At 52.6% G+C, this 17,321-nt stretch carries 19 protein-coding genes; 15 read left to right on the top strand and 4 right to left on the bottom strand.

Translation table 11 applies throughout. The annotated features are described in order from the left end of the window. The first annotated feature begins 72 nt into the window (after positions 1 to 72). From ACX9GT_RS20905 to ACX9GT_RS20895, 3 genes are all read left to right on the top strand, one after another. Entirely contained in the window at positions 73 to 1,821 is a 1,749-nt protein-coding gene (locus ACX9GT_RS20905) for a pyocin knob domain-containing S74 family peptidase (RefSeq protein WP_473188530.1), read from the top strand. 115 nt (positions 1,822 to 1,936) lie between these two features. Beyond that, positions 1,937 to 2,548 (top strand): hypothetical protein, encoded by a 612-nt coding sequence (locus ACX9GT_RS20900; RefSeq protein WP_473188529.1) that lies wholly within the window; start codon positions 1,937 to 1,939, stop codon positions 2,546 to 2,548. Next, entirely contained in the window at positions 2,548 to 2,907 is a 360-nt protein-coding gene (locus tag ACX9GT_RS20895) for a D-Ala-D-Ala carboxypeptidase family metallohydrolase (protein ID WP_473188528.1), read from the top strand. Before ACX9GT_RS20900 ends, ACX9GT_RS20895 begins: the two co-directional genes overlap by 1 nt. A 59-nt stretch (positions 2,908 to 2,966) precedes the next feature. Here the strand turns inward: ACX9GT_RS20895 and ACX9GT_RS20890 are convergent, their stop codons facing one another. Further along, on the bottom strand, positions 2,967 to 4,247 hold the full coding sequence (locus ACX9GT_RS20890; RefSeq protein ID WP_473188527.1) for an aminopeptidase: 1,281 nt from the start codon (positions 4,245 to 4,247) through the stop codon (positions 2,967 to 2,969). Positions 4,248 to 4,508: 261 nt separating this feature from the next. Here ACX9GT_RS20890 and cysG point away from each other — a divergent pair, with 261 nt between their 5' ends. The 5 genes from cysG (at position 4,509) to ACX9GT_RS20865 (ending at position 9,362) form a co-directional block, all read left to right on the top strand. After that, complete coding sequence (cysG, locus tag ACX9GT_RS20885; protein WP_473188526.1) at positions 4,509 to 5,939, top strand: siroheme synthase CysG; 1,431 nt, start codon at positions 4,509 to 4,511, stop codon at positions 5,937 to 5,939. Positions 5,940 to 5,974: 35 nt separating this feature from the next. Beyond that, positions 5,975 to 6,883: a sulfate adenylyltransferase subunit CysD gene (cysD, locus tag ACX9GT_RS20880; protein WP_473188525.1), complete on the top strand. Its 909-nt coding sequence runs from the start codon at positions 5,975 to 5,977 to the stop codon at positions 6,881 to 6,883. Positions 6,884 to 6,894: 11 nt separating this feature from the next. Beyond that, positions 6,895 to 8,334 (top strand): sulfate adenylyltransferase subunit CysN, encoded by a 1,440-nt coding sequence (gene cysN / locus ACX9GT_RS20875; protein WP_473188524.1) that lies wholly within the window; start codon positions 6,895 to 6,897, stop codon positions 8,332 to 8,334. Further along, positions 8,264 to 8,950 carry an adenylyl-sulfate kinase gene (gene cysC, locus ACX9GT_RS20870; protein WP_473188523.1) on the top strand — a complete coding sequence of 229 codons (687 nt, stop codon included), beginning with the start codon at positions 8,264 to 8,266 and terminating at the stop codon, positions 8,948 to 8,950. Before cysN ends, cysC begins: the two co-directional genes overlap by 71 nt. 94 nt (positions 8,951 to 9,044) lie before the next feature. Continuing rightward, a complete protein-coding gene (locus ACX9GT_RS20865) occupies positions 9,045 to 9,362 on the top strand; it encodes a DUF3561 family protein (protein WP_473188522.1) in 318 nt (105 codons plus the stop codon). Positions 9,363 to 9,412: 50 nt separating this feature from the next. On the opposite strand, the gene ACX9GT_RS20860 is transcribed toward ACX9GT_RS20865, so the two are convergent. The 3 genes from ACX9GT_RS20860 to ACX9GT_RS20850 all read right to left on the bottom strand — a co-directional run bounded on the left by ACX9GT_RS20860 (position 9,413) and on the right by ACX9GT_RS20850 (position 11,674). Then, positions 9,413 to 10,135 carry an amino acid ABC transporter ATP-binding protein gene (locus tag ACX9GT_RS20860; RefSeq protein WP_473188521.1) on the bottom strand — a complete coding sequence of 241 codons (723 nt, stop codon included), beginning with the start codon at positions 10,133 to 10,135 and terminating at the stop codon, positions 9,413 to 9,415. Next, a complete protein-coding gene (locus tag ACX9GT_RS20855) occupies positions 10,119 to 10,838 on the bottom strand; it encodes an amino acid ABC transporter permease (protein ID WP_459402718.1) in 720 nt (239 codons plus the stop codon). The genes ACX9GT_RS20860 and ACX9GT_RS20855 overlap by 17 nt, the downstream gene beginning before the upstream one ends. 71 nt (positions 10,839 to 10,909) lie before the next feature. Then, positions 10,910 to 11,674, bottom strand: coding sequence for a basic amino acid ABC transporter substrate-binding protein (locus ACX9GT_RS20850; protein ID WP_473188520.1), 765 nt, complete (start codon positions 11,672 to 11,674; stop codon positions 10,910 to 10,912). 397 nt (positions 11,675 to 12,071) lie between these two features. On the opposite strand from ACX9GT_RS20850, the gene ftsB reads away from it, so the two are divergent. The 7 genes from ftsB to nlpD all read left to right on the top strand — a co-directional run bounded on the left by ftsB (position 12,072) and on the right by nlpD (position 17,289). Continuing rightward, a complete protein-coding gene (gene ftsB, locus ACX9GT_RS20845) occupies positions 12,072 to 12,392 on the top strand; it encodes a cell division protein FtsB (protein ID WP_459401379.1) in 321 nt (106 codons plus the stop codon). Positions 12,393 to 12,395: 3 nt separating this feature from the next. Beyond that, a complete protein-coding gene (gene ispD, locus ACX9GT_RS20840; RefSeq protein WP_473188519.1) occupies positions 12,396 to 13,103 on the top strand; it encodes a 2-C-methyl-D-erythritol 4-phosphate cytidylyltransferase in 708 nt (235 codons plus the stop codon). 10 nt (positions 13,104 to 13,113) lie between these two features. After that, the gene (gene ispF, locus ACX9GT_RS20835; RefSeq protein WP_473188518.1) at positions 13,114 to 13,587 is read left to right on the top strand and encodes a 2-C-methyl-D-erythritol 2,4-cyclodiphosphate synthase; all 474 of its coding nucleotides are present in this window, start codon (positions 13,114 to 13,116) and stop codon (positions 13,585 to 13,587) included. Positions 13,588 to 13,591: 4 nt separating this feature from the next. Next, positions 13,592 to 14,638: a tRNA pseudouridine(13) synthase TruD gene (gene truD / locus ACX9GT_RS20830; protein ID WP_473188517.1), complete on the top strand. Its 1,047-nt coding sequence runs from the start codon at positions 13,592 to 13,594 to the stop codon at positions 14,636 to 14,638. Continuing rightward, on the top strand, positions 14,619 to 15,380 hold the full coding sequence (surE, locus tag ACX9GT_RS20825) for a 5'/3'-nucleotidase SurE (RefSeq protein ID WP_473188516.1): 762 nt from the start codon (positions 14,619 to 14,621) through the stop codon (positions 15,378 to 15,380). The genes truD and surE overlap by 20 nt, the downstream gene beginning before the upstream one ends. Continuing rightward, positions 15,374 to 16,000, top strand: coding sequence for a protein-L-isoaspartate(D-aspartate) O-methyltransferase (locus ACX9GT_RS20820; RefSeq protein ID WP_473188515.1), 627 nt, complete (start codon positions 15,374 to 15,376; stop codon positions 15,998 to 16,000). The genes surE and ACX9GT_RS20820 overlap by 7 nt, the downstream gene beginning before the upstream one ends. A gap of 323 nt (positions 16,001 to 16,323) precedes the next feature. Next, a complete protein-coding gene (gene nlpD, locus ACX9GT_RS20815) occupies positions 16,324 to 17,289 on the top strand; it encodes a murein hydrolase activator NlpD (protein ID WP_473188514.1) in 966 nt (321 codons plus the stop codon). Positions 17,290 to 17,321: the final 32 nt, after the last annotated feature.

The following is a 17,321-nucleotide window of genomic DNA, read 5'->3' as shown; positions in this document are numbered from 1 at the left end:
CATAATTATTATTATGATTAATAAGTGATAAAAGAGTGCTGTTTTATATAAAAATTAAAAGGAAGAAACGCTATGTCAATGTATGAAACTGGAAAAATTACCGGAAAAATAAATACCACTTTGGTTACTGGTACCGACACAAAATGGGATGATGCCAAAAATGGTATTGCCGCTGGTGCTATTCTGGTGGTGGTGGCAACTGGCAAAGTGGATATGTACCAAGTCAGCAAGGTCAATAGCGCTACGCAACTTACCCTGAGCCGCACTATTACACAGGACTTTACCAACTCTCCTTACGGGATTATTGTAGCTGAAAGTAATAGCACGGCTTCATTTGCCAATCAATTAACGGCAATGTTGAGTTATTACCAAACACAACTTAATGGTTGGCAACAGATCCTGACCGGTACTGGTGATATCAAACTTACAGCACCCGATGGTACAGTTGTTACTGTTACAACTCAGTCAGCATTGAATAAAGCCATCAGTAATTTAAATATAGACTTTGGGAAGTTAAATACAACGGTCACTAGTCTGAATACGGATTTAGGTAAATTAAATGCAACGGTTAGCAATACGCTAGATAAGACAAAAAATGGCACTGATATTCCTGATAAAGTGGCATTCCGTAAAAATATTGGGTTAAAAGCAGCGGCTGAAAGGGATGTCGGGACATCTGCTGGTCAACTGATGGAGGTCGGTGCCTTTGGTGGCCCAACTGGGAATAACCGTTTCTTTCAAGTGAATAATGATGGTGGTGCACCCAAAACGGTAGATTGGAATAGTGTTACAGCACCAGGGCTATACCCCTCTTTATTAAGAAGTAATGATTTCAGCCCTAACGGCCCGCAGGGAACAGGATATTACTTTTATTGCATCGTCTATAAATACTCTGATACTTCAGTGGAACAATGGGCGCTTCCCTATGCTGGTGAGGGGAACGGACGTATGTTTTTCCGTAGTATGAATGCGGGAAAATGGGCTGAATGGTCTGAGGTGCATAACTCAGCCAACCCAATAGATACCAGCAAAAACCCTGTCTTTAGAGGGAGTCAAATTCTGTTGCAAAACAGTGGTAGACGTCATATCCGCACTGAAACTACGGCAGGAGCCGCGGATGGTTATATCTACAAAGATCCAGATGGTTCTTGGGTAATACAGAATTATATCAATAACGTACTAAAAAACCATTGGAGCTTTACTAATACGGGAATGCTGCAATTGGGTGGCATGTTAATGAGTAATGATGCCAATGGTATTATTCGTGGTGCAGTTCAGGGGGGGGCTTATGTAGATTGGCAAAAGAGATCTGCTGGCCTATTAGTTGATTGCCCTAATGCTGAAACCTCTGCTCATCAAATCTGGAAAGCGACTCAGTGGGGGCGTGCACATCTTGCTGGTATGGATATCCATTATCCGCCGAATGGAACTATTCAAGCGCTTATGCATGTTGGTGATGCTAACTTCTTTTGGCATAGCAATGGTGTTTTCTCCTGCCAATCCCTACAGCAGACTTCTGATATTCGGCATAAAAAACAGGTCGAAAATATCACAAATCCTGAGGAAATTATTCAATCCTGGAACGGGAAAACCTGGGTTTATAAAAACAGTGAAACTGCCAGTGCCGGGTTAATTGCGCAAGATGTACAGCAGAAATTCCCAGTCGCCGTGAATACCGCTTCGGATGGCACATTAACTCTGGATTACAGTGCAACGACTGGTGTTATTGTTGAGGTGGTGAAAAACCTACTCAACCGGCAGCAGGAGTTAGAACAACGTATTCAACAACTCGAACAGAAACTTATTGCCAAAGGGCAATGAAAAATTCCCGTCACTCTTTTTCATAAATGATAAGAAAGTCCACTTAAGCCTTGGCAATTGTCAAGGCTTTTATTTCCCTTTTGCCACTTTGAATAGTGGGTTTTTAAGGCTGCATATGAAGACTATAAATCCCCAGGAAGGCATTCGGGAGGATGCTTTTAGGTTGCTTAACTATATTAATACTTGGAAGAAATTAGCCATTCTGATGGTGATGGTTGTTTTCTTTGGTGTTTGTTACGTGGGGTGGGAACAACGAAGAGAGTTATCCTTTTGGCTTATGTCTACCTACGGTATGCCGCAAGTGGATAACGCTATTGTTGATACGGAAGCAATCCAGTTAATGAATGATATTGACGGGAAAAGCGCTGCTATATGGTCCCTGGATCTAAATCAAAATAAACGCTCAGCGATTTATTTTAGAGTTGCCGATAGGCGAATCAATCACCTTGAAGGTACTGCTGATTTGGCTCTTCGCCCCTACTCTGAATATTCTGCAAATATCATCAAAACAATCACGCAAAAAACACTTTGTGTACCTCTGATTGTTAATACTGTAATCGACGAAATGGAGAAAAAAGAGGGGGTGAGTTACGTCTGTTATGCAGCCATTCCACCTTCACACGGAACAATGATTGGCTTGTTGGTCGTGGGCTTCACTCAAAAACCGCATAACGAAGACTATGTCAAAGTGCGGATGATATCTGCAGCACAGAGGATCATTAAATAATGAATAATAAACTTTCAGAGCACTTTAACAATAATGAGTTTGCATGCCACTGCGGCTGTGGCGCATGCGAAGTATCACCAGAGCTGGTTATCGTATTGGAAGATCTACGTGTGCATTTCAATGCACCGGTTAACATCGTCAGTGGCCGTCGCTGCGTTGTCCACAACGTGAGCGTTGGCGGTACTCAATCAAGCCAGCACCTGTTTGGCATGGCTGCTGATATCCAAATAACGACGAAAAGTCCTGCTCAGGTAGCCGACTACCTTGAAGCGAAGTATCCAGGCCGTTATGGCATCGGGCGCTACGCAAACTTCACGCATATTGATGTGCGTGCGACAGCGGCACGTTGGCAACAATAAAGAAAACATAATTACACACAACCTTGTCACCGCTGGGGTTGATTGGCCCCAGTTATCTCCTATTTCTTCTCTTTCTTTTGCCCCACAACCGGCTGCACTTGCGCCAGCTCTTTAATCAATGGCAACAGGATCTGCACGCTGTCATGGCTGCGTTGGTCGATCCGCCCCGGCAGATTGCTCTCCAGATATTGCAGGTTGTCGTATTGCGGGCGATGCCAGGTGACTCCCTGTGGGAACTGTGGGCTGACGGCCGTTTGCTGATAGCCATCTTTATCACCCAGCGACCAGTTGGTGGCTTCTACCGCTAAAACCGGGATTTTTGCCTCATCAAAAACCGTGTGATCGGAGCAGCAGCCAGTTCCTTTGGGGTACTCTTTATTGCCTGGATTAATCGCGGCGGCAATGCCGTAGCGCTGAGCGATTTCTAGCGCACGATCGCGGGTGATTTTGGCGACTTCTGGTGAGGTGTTGCGCCCTGAGTGGAAATAGAGCCGATCGCCGGTGATCAGGTTATCAAGGTTGATCACCAACAGAGTGTTGTCGCGTTCTGCCTGTGTCATACGCCTCAGGTAGTTTTTTGCCCCCAATGATTTAAGCTCTTCACCGCTGGTGGCCAGAAAACGCAGTTGGTAAGCCGTAGGGATATCTTTCATCTGCTTCGCTAGCTCCAGCATTACCCCAACCCCGGAAGCATTGTCATCCACGCCCTGTAGAGTTAGCCCACCCAGGTTGTTGTCCACTTCATTGTCGTTGTGCGGGGTGTAGGTGTCGAAATGCGCCATGATGATGATCTGCTTGGCTTGCGTGTCTTTTTGGGCTGCGATCACCGAAGTAACGATAATCTTGTTCCAATCTTCGCTGGTGTCGTTTTTGGCATAAAGATATTGAGCATTAAAACTACGCGTGTTGCTCGAGTAACCCATACTGGCGAATTGTTGCTTCAGATAATCTGCGGCGAGCAATTCTGCCGGGCTGCCCGCCATACGCCCGGGGAAATGCGTAGCGATATGTCGTATCTGCTTCGCAGCAAATTGACCCAATACTGCGTTTTTAGCCGGTTTAGCCTCTTTTGTTTCTTTTGCTTTTTTGGTCGATTTGCTCGTGGGCGCAACTTTTTCTGTATGGCTGACGGTGGAAAGCAGCATCTGCTCAGCCGCAAACTGGCCCGGTGCGGGTTCTGTGGCCGCCGGAGCGTTTGTCTTGTTAATGATCAGACTATGTTCGGCGGCAAATTGGCCCAAGGTGGCTTCTTTGGCAGGTTTGGTGGTGGCCGAAACGCTTGCAACGTTGCCGAGAACGGCCATCAGTAAAGCGGCTCTCAGGCAAAAGCGGGAAAACATACCGAAAAATCCTTTTTGGGCAGCGGTGAGGCCGATTATTCTTTCGCGGCGATCAGTATGGGATGCTATTAAGGATTACACAATTTCTTCGTCTCTTAATTTTCGGGCTAACACGCAGACTTTCCCTCCGTTTATAACCCCTCAAGCCCAGTGCTGCGGCCTATATTCCATTATCGAACAAGCAATTCCTTTTCGTCATTTCAGAGGCCAAATCTCACCCCGTATAGTCACACTATCTTTCTGTTATATGAAAAGGCCGTTGTGGACTATCTACCAATATTTGCCGACCTTAAACAACGCCCGGTGCTGGTCGTTGGCGGCGGTGAAGTGGCTGCGCGTAAAGTTGATCTTCTCAGGCGCGCCGGGGCGGAAATACGGATAGTTGCGCAGGCTCTCTCACCGGAAATCGAACATCTTCATCAGCAAGGTCAGATCCACTGGTTAGCGCGCTCTTTTGCTCCGCAGCAACTGGACGAGGTGTTTCTGGTGATTGCCGCTACCGATGACAGCCAACTGAACGCCGAGGTGTATGCCGAAGCGGATAAACGCCGCGTGTTGGCGAACGTGGTGGACGATCAGCCGCGCTGTTCCTTTATTTTCCCGTCAATTATCGATCGCTCACCGCTGGTGGTGGCCGTCTCTTCCAGTGGCCAGGCTCCGGTGCTAGCGCGGATGCTGCGTGAGAAGCTGGAGGCACTGTTGCCTGCGAGCCTTGGGCAGATGGCGCAAGTGGCCGGGCGTTGGCGCGGCCAGGTGAAACAGCGGCTCTCATCTATTGGGGCAAGACGCCGTTTCTGGGAGAAAACCTTCAGCGGGCGTTTTGCCACGTTGGTGGCTAATGGCCAAGTGGTGCAGGCTGAGCAACAGTTGGAACAGGATTTAACCGCCTTTGCGCAGGGTAATGAAGGTCAGCAGGGTGAGATCGCACTGGTCGGGGCAGGGCCGGGCGATGTGGGTTTGCTGACGCTGCGCGGGTTGCAGGTGATGCAGCAGGCTGACGTGGTGCTGTATGACCACTTGGTGAGCGATGAAACGCTGGATTTGGTGCGTCGTGACGCCGAGCGGATCTGCGTGGGCAAACGCGCCGGTGCGCACTCGGTGATTCAGGAAGAAACCAACCGCCTGCTGGTGGAACTGGCGCAGCAGGGCAAGCGCGTGGTGCGGCTGAAGGGCGGCGATCCGTTTATCTTTGGCCGCGGTGGCGAAGAATTGCAGGTGGCCGCCGCCGCTGGCATTCCGTTCCAGGTGGTGCCGGGGGTGACCGCTGCCGCTGGAGCGACGGCGTATGCCGGTATTCCGCTGACGCATCGCGATCACGCACAGAGCGTAACCTTTATTACCGGCCATTGCCGCCCGGATGGCAGCGGTTTGGACTGGGCCGATCTGGCGCGAGCGCGCCAGACCTTGGCGATCTACATGGGCACCATGAAGGCGGCGGATATCAGCCGTAACCTGATGGCTCATGGCCGTGAGGCCAGCACGCCAGTGGCGGTGATCAGCCGTGGTACGCGGCCCGATCAGCAGGTGCGGATCGGTACGCTGCAACAACTGGAACAATTGGCCCAACAGGCACCATTACCGGCGCTGCTGGTGATCGGTGAGGTGGTGGAACTGCACCATCAAATTGCCTGGTTTGGGCATCAACCGCAGGCGGAAGGGGGATCTCGTCCCTCCGTCGTGAATCTGGCTTAGGCCGAGTATTACGGCAAGGCGTTTAAGGATCTGCTATGGACGAAAAACGACTCACTCATTTGCGGCAATTGGAGGCGGAGAGTATCCATATCATCCGTGAAGTCGCCGCTGAATTTGGTAACCCGGTGATGATGTACTCCATCGGAAAAGACTCTTCTGTGATGCTGCATCTGGCACGCAAGGCGTTTTATCCGGGTACCTTACCGTTCCCGTTGCTGCATGTGGATACCGGCTGGAAATTCCGCGAAATGTACGAATTCCGCGATCGTACCGCTAAAGAGTACGGTTTCGAACTGCTGGTACACAAGAACCCGGAAGGCGTGGCGATGGGTATCAACCCGTTCGTCCATGGCAGCGCCAAACATACCGATATCATGAAAACCGAAGGCCTGAAGCAGGCATTGAACAAATACGGCTTTGATGCTGCTTTCGGCGGTGCGCGCCGCGATGAGGAGAAATCTCGCGCCAAAGAGCGTATCTATTCGTTCCGCGATCGCTTCCACCGCTGGGATCCTAAAAACCAGCGCCCGGAGCTGTGGCATAACTATAACGGCCAGATCAATAAGGGGGAAAGCATCCGCGTATTCCCGCTGTCGAACTGGACCGAACTGGATATCTGGCAATATATCTTCCTGGAAAAGATCGACATTGTGCCGCTGTATCTGGCGAAACCGCGCCCGGTGGTTGAGCGCGACGGCATGTTGCTGATGGTGGATGACGATCGTATCGATCTGCAACCGGGTGAGGTGATCAGCCAGCGTATGGTGCGTTTCCGTACCCTCGGCTGCTGGCCGCTGACCGGCGCGGTGGACTCTTCGGCACAAACGCTGCCGGAGATCATCGAAGAGATGCTGGTTTCCACCACCAGTGAACGTCAGGGCCGCATGATCGATCGCGATCAGTCTGGTTCGATGGAGCTGAAAAAGCGCCAAGGGTATTTCTAAGGAGCCGCCGGATGAACAACGTTATTGCACAACAAATTGCTGAACAGGGCGGAGTGGAGTCTTATCTGCACGCGCAGCAGCACAAGAGCCTGCTACGTTTCCTGACCTGCGGCAGCGTCGACGATGGTAAAAGCACCCTGATCGGCCGCTTGCTGCACGATACCCGCCAGATTTACGAAGATCAGCTCTCTACGCTGCACACGGACAGCAAACGCATTGGCACGCAGGGCGAAAAGCTCGATCTGGCGTTGCTGGTCGATGGTTTGCAGGCCGAGCGCGAACAGGGCATCACCATTGATGTGGCTTACCGCTATTTCTCTACGGAAAAACGTAAGTTTATTATCGCCGATACGCCGGGGCATGAGCAGTACACCCGCAATATGGCAACCGGGGCGTCGACTTGCGATCTGGCGATCCTGCTGCTTGATGCGCGTAAAGGTATGCTGGATCAGACCCGCCGCCACAGCTTTATCGCCACTCTGCTGGGCATTCGTCACCTGGTGGTGGCGGTGAACAAGATGGATCTGGTGGATTACAGCGAAGCGGTGTTTGAGCAATATAAGCAGGATTACCTGACGTTTGCCGAGCAACTGCCAAGCGATCTGAACATCAAGTTTGTGCCGCTGTCGGCGTTGGACGGTGACAACGTGGCAACCCAGAGCAAACAGATGCCGTGGTACAGTGGCCCGACGCTGCTGGAAGTGCTGGAAACCGTGGATGTGATCAGCCAAAGGGAAAGCCAGCCGCTGCGCTTCCCGGTGCAATACGTCAACCGGCCGAATCTCGATTTCCGTGGCTACGCGGGCACCTTGTCTGCCGGTATCGTGCGCGTCGGCCAGCGCGTTAAAGTGCTGCCCTCTGGCGTGGAATCTAGCGTTGCGCGCATCGTGACCTTTGATGGCGACTTGCAGGAAGCCGTTCCGGGTGAGGCAATTACGCTGGTACTGAAAGACGAAGTGGATATCAGCCGTGGCGATCTGCTGGTAGATGCCGGTGAAACGCTACAGGCGGCGCAGAGCGCACTGGTGGATGTGGTGTGGATGGCCGAGCAATCGCTGTTACCGGGCCAAAGTTATGACATCAAAGTGGCAGGCAAGAAAACTCGTGCCCGGGTAGAAAGTATTCGCCATCAGGTGGAGATCAACTCGCTGGCGCAACATCATGCCGATATTTTACCGCTGAACGGCATTGGGCTGGTGGAACTGACCTTTGACGAACCGCTGGTGCTGGACAGCTATCAACAGAATCACGACACCGGCGGCCTGATCTTTATCGATCGCCTGACTAACGTGACGGTCGGCGCCGGGCTAATCCGCGAAGCGCTGCACCATAGCCATCAAACGGCAACCGGGGATTACAGCGCCTTTGAACTGGAGCTGAATGCGCTGGTGCGCAAGCACTTCCCACATTGGGAAGCGCGCGATCTACTTGGGGGGAAATCGCGTGGTTGAGATCCGGCCAACCGGGCCAGACGATGAAAACGTGGTGTGGTATCCGCATGCGGTAACGCGGGCGGAACGCGAAACACGAAACGGCCATAAAGGCGTGGTGCTGTGGTTTACCGGCCTTTCCGGCTCGGGGAAATCCACCGTTGCCGGTGCGCTGGAGCAGGCGCTGCATCAGTTAGGAGTTAGCACCTATCTGCTGGATGGCGATAACGTGCGCCATGGCCTGTGCCGCGATCTGGGTTTTAGCGATGAGGAGCGGCGTGAGAACATCCGCCGCGTTGGTGAAGTCGCGAAACTGATGGTGGATGCCGGGTTGGTGGTGCTGACCGCCTTCATCTCACCGCACCGTGCTGAACGGCAGATGGTGCGGGAAATGCTCGACAGTGGGCGTTTTGTGGAGGTATTTGTCGACACGCCATTGGCCATTTGCGAAGCGCGCGATCCGAAAGGGCTGTACAAGAAAGCGCGCGCCGGTGAACTGCGTAACTTCACCGGGATCGACTCGGTTTATGAAGCTCCCGCCCAACCTGATGTTTACCTGAATGGTGAACAATTGGTAACAAATTTGACTGCGCAATTGTTAGACGTACTGCGTGGTCAGGCTATTATCAAACCCTGAATTCGAGAAAAGCGTATGGCAGTTTTGCCGTACGCTTTTTAATCTAAGCCCGCTGCAAAGCGCGCCAATAGACTATGAATGACCAGGGATCGCTATGCAAAATGCCCCGCCAGTCCTGATTGATGTGCAACAACAGCAAGAGGAGTCCTCGTACTCTTTCTTGGGTGCTGCCAGCGGTTTTGCCTTCTACTGGTTGGCGTTTGCAGTTCCCTTTCTGGTTTACGGTTCCAACACGCTGTTCTTCCTGCTCTATACCTGGCCGTTCTTCCTGGCGTTGATGCCGGTGTCGGTATTGGTTGGGATCGCTGTCAGCATGCTATTACGTGGCAAACCATTTCTTACCTTATTGACGACTGGCGTTGCCGTCATTTGCCTGTTCTGGCTGGTATTCAGTTTTTTGAGCGGCTGGTAATAAGCAGGGCGCAGATCTGCGCCCGAGAGATGTTAAAGCCGTGCGTAAGGTTACAAAACTTTGCTTAGAAATGCCTGGGTGCGCGGATTGGTAGGGTGACTGAAAATCTGCTGCGGCGTGCCTTCTTCCTGAATAATGCCCTGATCGATAAACAACACCCGATCGGCCACTTCACGCGCAAAGCCCATTTCATGGGTCACCACCACCATCGTCATGCCCTCATGCGCCAGTGATTTCATCACCGCCAGCACTTCGCCGACCAATTCTGGATCCAATGCCGATGTCGGCTCATCGAACAGCATGATTTTAGGTTCCATCGCCAGCGCCCGGGCGATCGCCACCCGTTGCTGTTGGCCGCCAGACAGGCTGCTGGGATAGGCGTCGATCTTATCGATCAGCCCAACCTTATTCAGCAACACTTCTGCCCGTGTAATGGCCTCGCTGCGCGATAACTTTTTCACCCCCATCGGTGCCATGATGATGTTTTCCAGCACCGTCATATGTGGGAACAGGTTAAAACGTTGGAATACCATGCCCACGCTTTCACGCATCTGGTTCAGATCGGTTTTCTGGCTGTGAATGGCAAAGCCGTTAACGTCAATCTCGCCGCCAGAGAGGGTTTCCAGCGCATTGATACAGCGCAGAAAGGTGCTTTTGCCGGAACCGGAAGGGCCGATAATGCACACCACTTCATTAGGCGCGATCTCGCAGGAGATGCCGCGCAGCACGTGGCTTTCGCCAAATTGTTTTTGCAGGTTATGTACGCGAATCACTTTTACCGAACCTTTTTTCCATGTGTTGCACCATCAGCGAAAGCAGGAAGGTGATGACCCAATAGACCAGCGAGATGGCCAGGTAGGGCTCCCAGTAGGTGGCGTACGCGCCGGACACGGTACGGGCGGCATAGGCCAGATCGGCCAGACCAATAGCGGAAGCCAATGACGAATCCTTGACGATGGCAATCGCGTTGTTACCTAACGGCGGCAACATACGGCGAAACGCCTGCGGCAGGATCACTTTGCGCATGGTTTTGCCGTAGCTCATCCCCAACGAGCGTGAGGCCTCCATCTGGCCGCGATCGATAGACTGAATACCGGCACGGAAAATTTCTGACACGTAAGCACCGGCGTTCAGGGTGATCGCCACCACGCACGACAGGAATGCGCCGTAATCAGAACGCAGCGCGCGAGCGAAATCGCTGCTCATCAGGCCGCTGGTGACCAACAAGCCATCACGCGGGTTGATGAACAGCGGCACCAGCGCAAAGTGCACGACCATGATTTGCACAAACAGCGGCGTGCCCCGAAAAGCGCTGATGTAAATACGCACCGGCCATTGAATGCCGTAGTGCAGAATCGGTTTCCAGATGCCGTGCGGTGCCTGCGCCAGGCGGCCCAACCCGAGGATCAATCCCCAAGTGGTGCCCAGCAGCACGCAGATGATGGTGCATTTGATGGTCATCAGGGCGCCTTCCATAAATAATGGCGCGTATTCCTGAATGATCTCCCAACGGAAATTCAAGGGCTGTTCCTTCTGATTGACTCAGTTTACTGCGCTGGCAGCGTTGGCACGTTGCTGTCGAACCAGGTTTGATAGATTTTTGCGTAAGTACCGTCGGCGATGATTTTCTTCAGCCCGGCGTTGATCTTGTTACGCAGTTCATCGTTACCTTTTGCGACCGCGATGCCGAAATACTGGCGCTCAAACTTGGCGTCAGAAACCAGTTTGAACTCTTTCTCCGGGTGGGTTTTGATGTAGAACTTGGCCACGCCAACGTCGCCCACGGCGGCACCGATACCGTCTTCATACAGCTCTTGCAGCATCAGCGGCGTATTGTCGAAGCGTTTAATCGCCGTGCTGTTTTTGCCCAAGGTGTCGGAAACCACGATGTCACCGGTGCTGGAGTTGACGACGCCGACCTTCAGCGCTTTCAGTGCGGCAATGGAATCCACCGTGGAATCTTTCGGCACCACGATCGCCTGTTCTGCCGGGAAATAAGGCGCCGAAAAATCAACCATTTGCTTGCGTTTGTCGGTAATGGTGATACCAGAAATAATAATGTCGCGATCGCCAGAATTGAGGGTGGCGAAAATCCCTTCCCACGGTGTATTGACCAGTTTCACCTGGAAACCTTCCGCTTTGGCTACGGCCTTAATCACATCAATATCAAAGCCTTCCAGCTCTTTCTTGCTGTTTTCGAATTCGAATGGGCGATAAGTCCCACCAGATCCAACCACGTAAGTCGGTTCCGCCGCGAAGGAAGTAAAAGTGGCTGCCAGACAGGCACCAATCAGCACTAAATGTTTTAACATCGTCGATCCCCAGAAATTAAAGGTTATATATTGGATTTATTTATGCACTTTACGTGCATAAAAATAAGCTCATATGAATAAAAACACAACCATTACCTCATGATGAAAATACCAATAGTGTTAAATATGAATAATTATTTTAATCGTGGTGTAAGTGTCGGAGGATTTTTGCGGTAGCCAGTGCTTATTACTGCATAACCTGCTTGGGATGGCTTAGAAGCCAGCCGCCGTTTTTCTGCGGTATAACGTGGCTTTTTTTGCCGTTTTCGGGCGAAAATAAAGCGATAAGCTCAGGAAGTTCTTATCCTTACTCTGAATCTGCTGGCTAAATGCCGCTCCCGGTGTGGAGTCAAACAGAAAGTTGTGGGATGATTGGTCGGTTTTTCAGGGGGCGGAGATGGGAAAACTTACGCTGCTATTGCTTGCATTGCTCGGCTGGCTACAGTACTCGCTGTGGTTGGGTAAAAATGGTGTTCACGATTATGTGCGGGTCAATGAAGACGTAGCGGCTCAACAGAGCAATAATGCCAAATTAAAGGCGCGTAACGATCAGTTGTTTGCCGAGATCGACGATTTGAACGGCGGTCAGGAAGCGATTGAGGAACGTGCACGTAATGAACTGGGGATGATTAAACCCGGTGAGACTTTCTATCGTCTGGTGCCTGACCAATCTAGACGCAGCGCGGCGTCTTCCACGCAAAATAACCTACAAAAATAACGCATGAATCATTCCGCAAGTGCTTTGCCGCAGGTGGTCGCTGTCCTGCCCGCTGCCGGTATCGGCAGCCGCATGCAGGCCGATTGTCCGAAACAGTATTTAACTATCGGCCATCAAACTATCCTTGAGCACGCGATCCATGCCCTGTTGCGGCATCCGCGTATTCCACAGGTGATCGTGGCCATCAGCCCCGACGATCATCAATTCCACCGGCTTCCGATCGCTCAGGATCCTCGCGTGCGCGTTACCGTGGGGGGCCAGCAGCGTGCTGACTCGGTGATGGCCGGGTTGCGACTGGCGGGCGATGCCGAATGGGTATTGGTGCATGATGCCGCGCGTCCTTGTCTGCATGCGGACGATCTGGAGCGCCTGTTGGCCATTACGGCACACAGTTTGGCCGGTGGCATTCTGGCCGCGCCGGTGCGTGATACCATGAAACGCGCTGAAACGGGCCAAAGTGCTATTTCGCACACCGTTGAACGCCAGGATCTGTGGCATGCGCTGACGCCGCAGCTATTCCCGTTGGCATTGCTTAAACTCTGCCTGCAACGCGCGCTGGACGAAGGCGCAACGGTGACCGACGAAGCTTCTGCGCTGGAGCATTGCGGTTATCATCCGCTGCTGGTGGCGGGGCGTTCGGACAATATTAAAGTGACGCGGCCGGAGGATTTAGCGCTGGCGGCGTTCTATTTGACTCAGTTGAACAATTAAGGAGCGCATTATGCGTATCGGTCACGGTTTTGATGTCCATAAATTTGGCGGCGAAGGGCCGCTGGTGATCGGTGGTGTTCGCATTCCTTATGAAAAAGGTCTGCTGGCGCACTCAGACGGTGATGTCGCGCTGCATGCCGCCACCGATGCTCTGTTAGGAGCGGCGGCGTTAGGCGATATCGGTAAACTGTTCCCAGATACCGATCCGGCATTCAAAGGGGCCGATAGCCGCGAGTTGCTGCGTGAAGCGTGGAAACGCATTCGTGCCAAAGGCTATCGCTTGGGGAATCTGGACGTGACCATTATCGCTCAGGCACCGAAGATGGCACCGCATATTCCTCAGATGCGCGTTTTCCTGGCAGAAGATCTGCAATGCCATATGGATGACATTAATGTTAAAGCCACCACCACTGAGCAACTAGGCTTCACCGGGCGCGGTGAGGGCATTGCCTGTGAAGCCGTCGCCTTGTTGATCAAGGAGTAGGCGCATGAATATGGCAAATCTGACCTGGCTGTACGGCCAGCCGCAGGCCCATGGGGTGCTGAAAGCTAACCCGGAAGATTTCGTCGTCGTGGAAGATCTGGGATTTACGCCGGATGGTGAAGGTGAGCACCTGTTGGTGAACATCCGCAAAACTGGCTGTAATACCCAGTTTGTCGCCGATTATCTGGCGAAGTTTGCCGGTATTCATGCCCGTTCGGTCAGCTATGCCGGTTTGAAAGACCGCCATGCGGTGACCGAGCAGTGGTTCTGCCTGCATCTGCCGGGCAAAGAATCTCCCGATCTCACCCAGTTTGCGCTTGAAGGCTGTGAAGTGCTGCAGGCCGCGCGCCATCTGCGCAAGCTACGTATCGGCACCTTGAAAGGTAATGATTTTACCCTGGTGTTACGCGATATCAGCGATCGCCAAGCAGTGGAACAGCGTTTGCAGGCGATCGCGGCAGGCGGTGTACCGAATTATTTTGGCAGCCAGCGCTTTGGCCGCGGCGGCAACAACCTGGTGATGGCGCGCCGCTGGGCGAAGGACGAGATTCGGGTCAAAGAGCGCAGCAAACGCAGTTTTTATCTCTCCGCCAGCCGTAGCGCGTTGTTCAACCTGATTACCAGCCAGCGTCTGGCCAATCAGCAACAGCGTACCGTGCTGGAAGGTGATGCGTTGCAGCTCGCTGGGCGTGGCAGTTGGTTTGTCGCCAAGCCAGAGGAGTTGGACAGCTTGCAACAGCGCTTGGAGGCCGGTGAATTGCTGATCACCGCGCCCTTGCCGGGGGATGGTGAACCGGGCACCGCTGGGGAATCACTGAAATTTGAACAGCAATGCTTGGCGGAACAGCCGGAATTGCTTACGCTTTTAAAGCGCGAGCGTGTTGAACCTGCTCGACGAGCCCTGCTGTTACAACCGCAGAAACTGCTGTGGAATTGGCGGGATGATGTCACCGTTGAATTGCGCTTTTGGTTGCCAGCAGGCAGTTTTGCTACCAGCGTTGTTCGCGAAATCATGCGGCAGGATAACAGTGATGCGGATATTACTGAGTAATGATGACGGTGTTTCGGCACCGGGTATTCAGGCACTGGCTAAGCGGCTGCGTGAATTTGCCGAGGTGCAGGTGGTGGCACCGGATCGCAACCGCAGCGGTTCTTCCAATGCGCTGACGTTGGAGTCGCCATTGCGCACGCTGACCATGCCGAATGGCGATATTGCGGTGCAACATGGGACACCAACGGATTGTGTCTATCTGGGCGTCAATGCGTTGATGCGCCCGGCACCCGATGTGGTGATTTCTGGCATCAACGCCGGGCCGAATCTGGGGGATGACGTTATCTATTCCGGCACGGTTGCCGCCGCAATGGAAGGCCGTCATCTGGGCTTGCCTGCGCTCGCGGTGTCGCTGAATGGCCACCAGCATTATGATACGGCAGCGGTAATCGCCTGCTCCCTGCTGCGCGCCTTGCAGCGTGAACCGCTGCGCACCGGTAAAATCCTCAATATCAACGTGCCCGATTTACCGCTTTCGCAGATCAAAGGGATACGTGTGACCCGCTGTGGCAGCCGACATCCCGCCGACAAGGTATTTTGCCAGCAGGATCCGCGTGGGCAGAATCTGTATTGGATTGGCCCGCCGGGAGATCAGTTCGATGCGGGCCCAGATACTGACTTTGCTGCGGTGGAACAGGGGTACGTGGCAGTGACGCCTTTGCAGGTGGATTTGACCGCCTACGGGGCGCGGGATGTGCTAACAACATGGTTAACCAAAGTAGAGGTTAGCGGGGAATGGTGAACAGACGCATACAGACACTGTTGACGCAACTGCGCCAGCAAGGGATCAGGGACGAACGATTGCTTAAGGCGATCGAAGATGTGCCGCGTGAGCGTTTTGTTGACGAGGCGCTTGAACACAAGGCCTATGAAAATACCGCATTGCCTATCGGTTCGGGCCAGACGATTTCTCAGCCTTATATGGTTGCGCGTATGACGGAGCTGTTAAAGCTGACGCAAACCTCCAGAGTGCTGGAGATTGGTACGGGTTCCGGTTATCAGACCGCTATTCTGGCCCATTTGGTGCAGCATGTTTGCTCCGTTGAGCGGATCAAAGGGTTGCAGTGGCAGGCAAAGCGTCGCCTGAAGCAGCTCGATCTTCACAACGTTTCGACGCGCCATGGTGATGGCTGGCAGGGCTGGGCATCACGTGGGCCGTTTGATGCCATCATCGTGACCGCTGCGCCACCGGAAATCCCGCAGGCGCTGATGCAGCAACTGGACGATGGCGGCATATTGGTGTTGCCGGTGGGCGAGCAGGCGCAAACGCTGAAGCGTATTCAGCGCTGTGGCGATGAGTTTTCTATCGATGCCGTTGAAGCAGTAAGATTCGTGCCACTGGTGAAAGGTGAACTGGCCTAGCCTGAATTTGCCGTGCAGGAAGAAATCTGTTGCACTTTCATAACGTCCGGTTAAGGTTTTAGCGTTTCAACAATATTAATTTTCAATACAATTGTTTTTCTATGTGGTTGTCTTATGGTGTGGCTGCGCCAATGTGGCGAGCATTGGCGGTGCTGCTTTTTTGATTCCCTGGCGGGAGATCACCTGGTGTTCAGGGATCGGCCGAGGGAACCTTTCATTGTAGAAACAGAGAGAACGCTCAAGCTCAGCTACGATGTAAAGGGTATTTTTGGATATATCACTGATATTGCTGTTATGGGGGAAGCATGAGCACGGGAAGCCCAATGATTACTTTGCGCCGAGTTGCGGTGTGTACGATGTTAAGTTTGTGGTTGGCAGGTTGTTCGAACAATAATTCCACCTCGGCACCTATCAGCAGCGTAGGCGGCGATGGTGCTGCTACATCGGGTAACTCGGGTGGCGCTACGGCTTCGCAGGGGCGCATTGTTTACAACCGTAGTTACAACGCTATACCTAAAGGGAGCTATAGCGGCAGCACTTATACCGTTAAACGTGGTGACACGCTGTTTTATATTGCCTGGATCACCGGGAATGATTTTCGTGATCTGGCCCAGCGGAACAATATCCCTCAGCCGTACAGCCTGGAAGTAGGCCAAACCATTCAACTTGGCAATGGTTCTGCCAACGGTAATGGCGGTATGCTGGCTGCAACTAATGCGACCGGCGGTGGTGTACCGAAACCACCATCCAGCTCTCAGATACAAACTGCAACGGTTGATTCTCAATCAACTAACGCGTATTCTGGTAACTCGGGTAAACAGAATGTAGGTAAGATGTTGCCTGCATCAGGGGCAGTCGTGGCAGGTTCCGCCAGCGCTCCTGTTACCGCGCCAAGCACCCTCAGCAATAGCGCTCCGGTTAGTACCTGGAGATGGCCAACTGACGGTAAAATTATTGATAACTTCTCTTCATCGGAAGGTGGAAATAAAGGTATCGATATCGCTGGCACCCGTGGGCAGCCTATTTTTGCTACCGCCGATGGTCGCGTAGTATATGCAGGCAACGCTTTACGGGGTTACGGTAATCTAATCATCATCAAACATAATGATGATTACCTGAGCGCCTACGCCCATAACGACACAATGCTGGTCCGGGAACAACAAGAGGTCAAGGCGGGGCAAAAAATAGCAACGATGGGAAGCACCGGAACCAGTTCAGTACGTTTGCATTTTGAAATTCGTTACAAGGGGAAATCCGTAAACCCGCTGCGTTATCTTCCGCAGCGATAGATTGGGCAGAATGCGTTGTATTCTGCTCGCGG

The sequence above is a fragment of the Serratia sp. YWN4 genome (assembly GCF_055790845.1).
This window is presented reverse-complemented; position numbering and strand designations above follow the sequence as displayed.

Bases quoted from the DNA above. Each gene is read 5' to 3' on its own strand.
- ACX9GT_RS20905 (WP_473188530.1), top strand. From the start codon at position 73: ATGTCAATGTATGAAACTGGAAAAATTACCGGAAAAATAAATACCACT.
- ACX9GT_RS20900 (WP_473188529.1), top strand. From the start codon at position 1,937: ATGAAGACTATAAATCCCCAGGAAGGCATTCGGGAGGATGCTTTTAGG.
- ACX9GT_RS20895 (WP_473188528.1), top strand. From the start codon at position 2,548: ATGAATAATAAACTTTCAGAGCACTTTAACAATAATGAGTTTGCATGC.
- ACX9GT_RS20890 (WP_473188527.1), bottom strand. From the start codon at position 4,247: ATGTTTTCCCGCTTTTGCCTGAGAGCCGCTTTACTGATGGCCGTTCTC.
- cysD (WP_473188525.1), top strand. From the start codon at position 5,975: ATGGACGAAAAACGACTCACTCATTTGCGGCAATTGGAGGCGGAGAGT.
- cysN (WP_473188524.1), top strand. From the start codon at position 6,895: ATGAACAACGTTATTGCACAACAAATTGCTGAACAGGGCGGAGTGGAG.
- cysC (WP_473188523.1), top strand. From the start codon at position 8,264: ATGCGCTGGTGCGCAAGCACTTCCCACATTGGGAAGCGCGCGATCTAC.
- ACX9GT_RS20865 (WP_473188522.1), top strand. From the start codon at position 9,045: ATGCAAAATGCCCCGCCAGTCCTGATTGATGTGCAACAACAGCAAGAG.
- ACX9GT_RS20855 (WP_459402718.1), bottom strand. From the start codon at position 10,838: ATGGAAGGCGCCCTGATGACCATCAAATGCACCATCATCTGCGTGCTG.
- ACX9GT_RS20850 (WP_473188520.1), bottom strand. From the start codon at position 11,674: ATGTTAAAACATTTAGTGCTGATTGGTGCCTGTCTGGCAGCCACTTTT.
- ftsB (WP_459401379.1), top strand. From the start codon at position 12,072: ATGGGAAAACTTACGCTGCTATTGCTTGCATTGCTCGGCTGGCTACAG.
- ispD (WP_473188519.1), top strand. From the start codon at position 12,396: ATGAATCATTCCGCAAGTGCTTTGCCGCAGGTGGTCGCTGTCCTGCCC.
- ispF (WP_473188518.1), top strand. From the start codon at position 13,114: ATGCGTATCGGTCACGGTTTTGATGTCCATAAATTTGGCGGCGAAGGG.
- truD (WP_473188517.1), top strand. From the start codon at position 13,592: ATGAATATGGCAAATCTGACCTGGCTGTACGGCCAGCCGCAGGCCCAT.
- surE (WP_473188516.1), top strand. From the start codon at position 14,619: ATGCGGATATTACTGAGTAATGATGACGGTGTTTCGGCACCGGGTATT.
- ACX9GT_RS20820 (WP_473188515.1), top strand. From the start codon at position 15,374: ATGGTGAACAGACGCATACAGACACTGTTGACGCAACTGCGCCAGCAA.
- nlpD (WP_473188514.1), top strand. From the start codon at position 16,324: ATGATTACTTTGCGCCGAGTTGCGGTGTGTACGATGTTAAGTTTGTGG.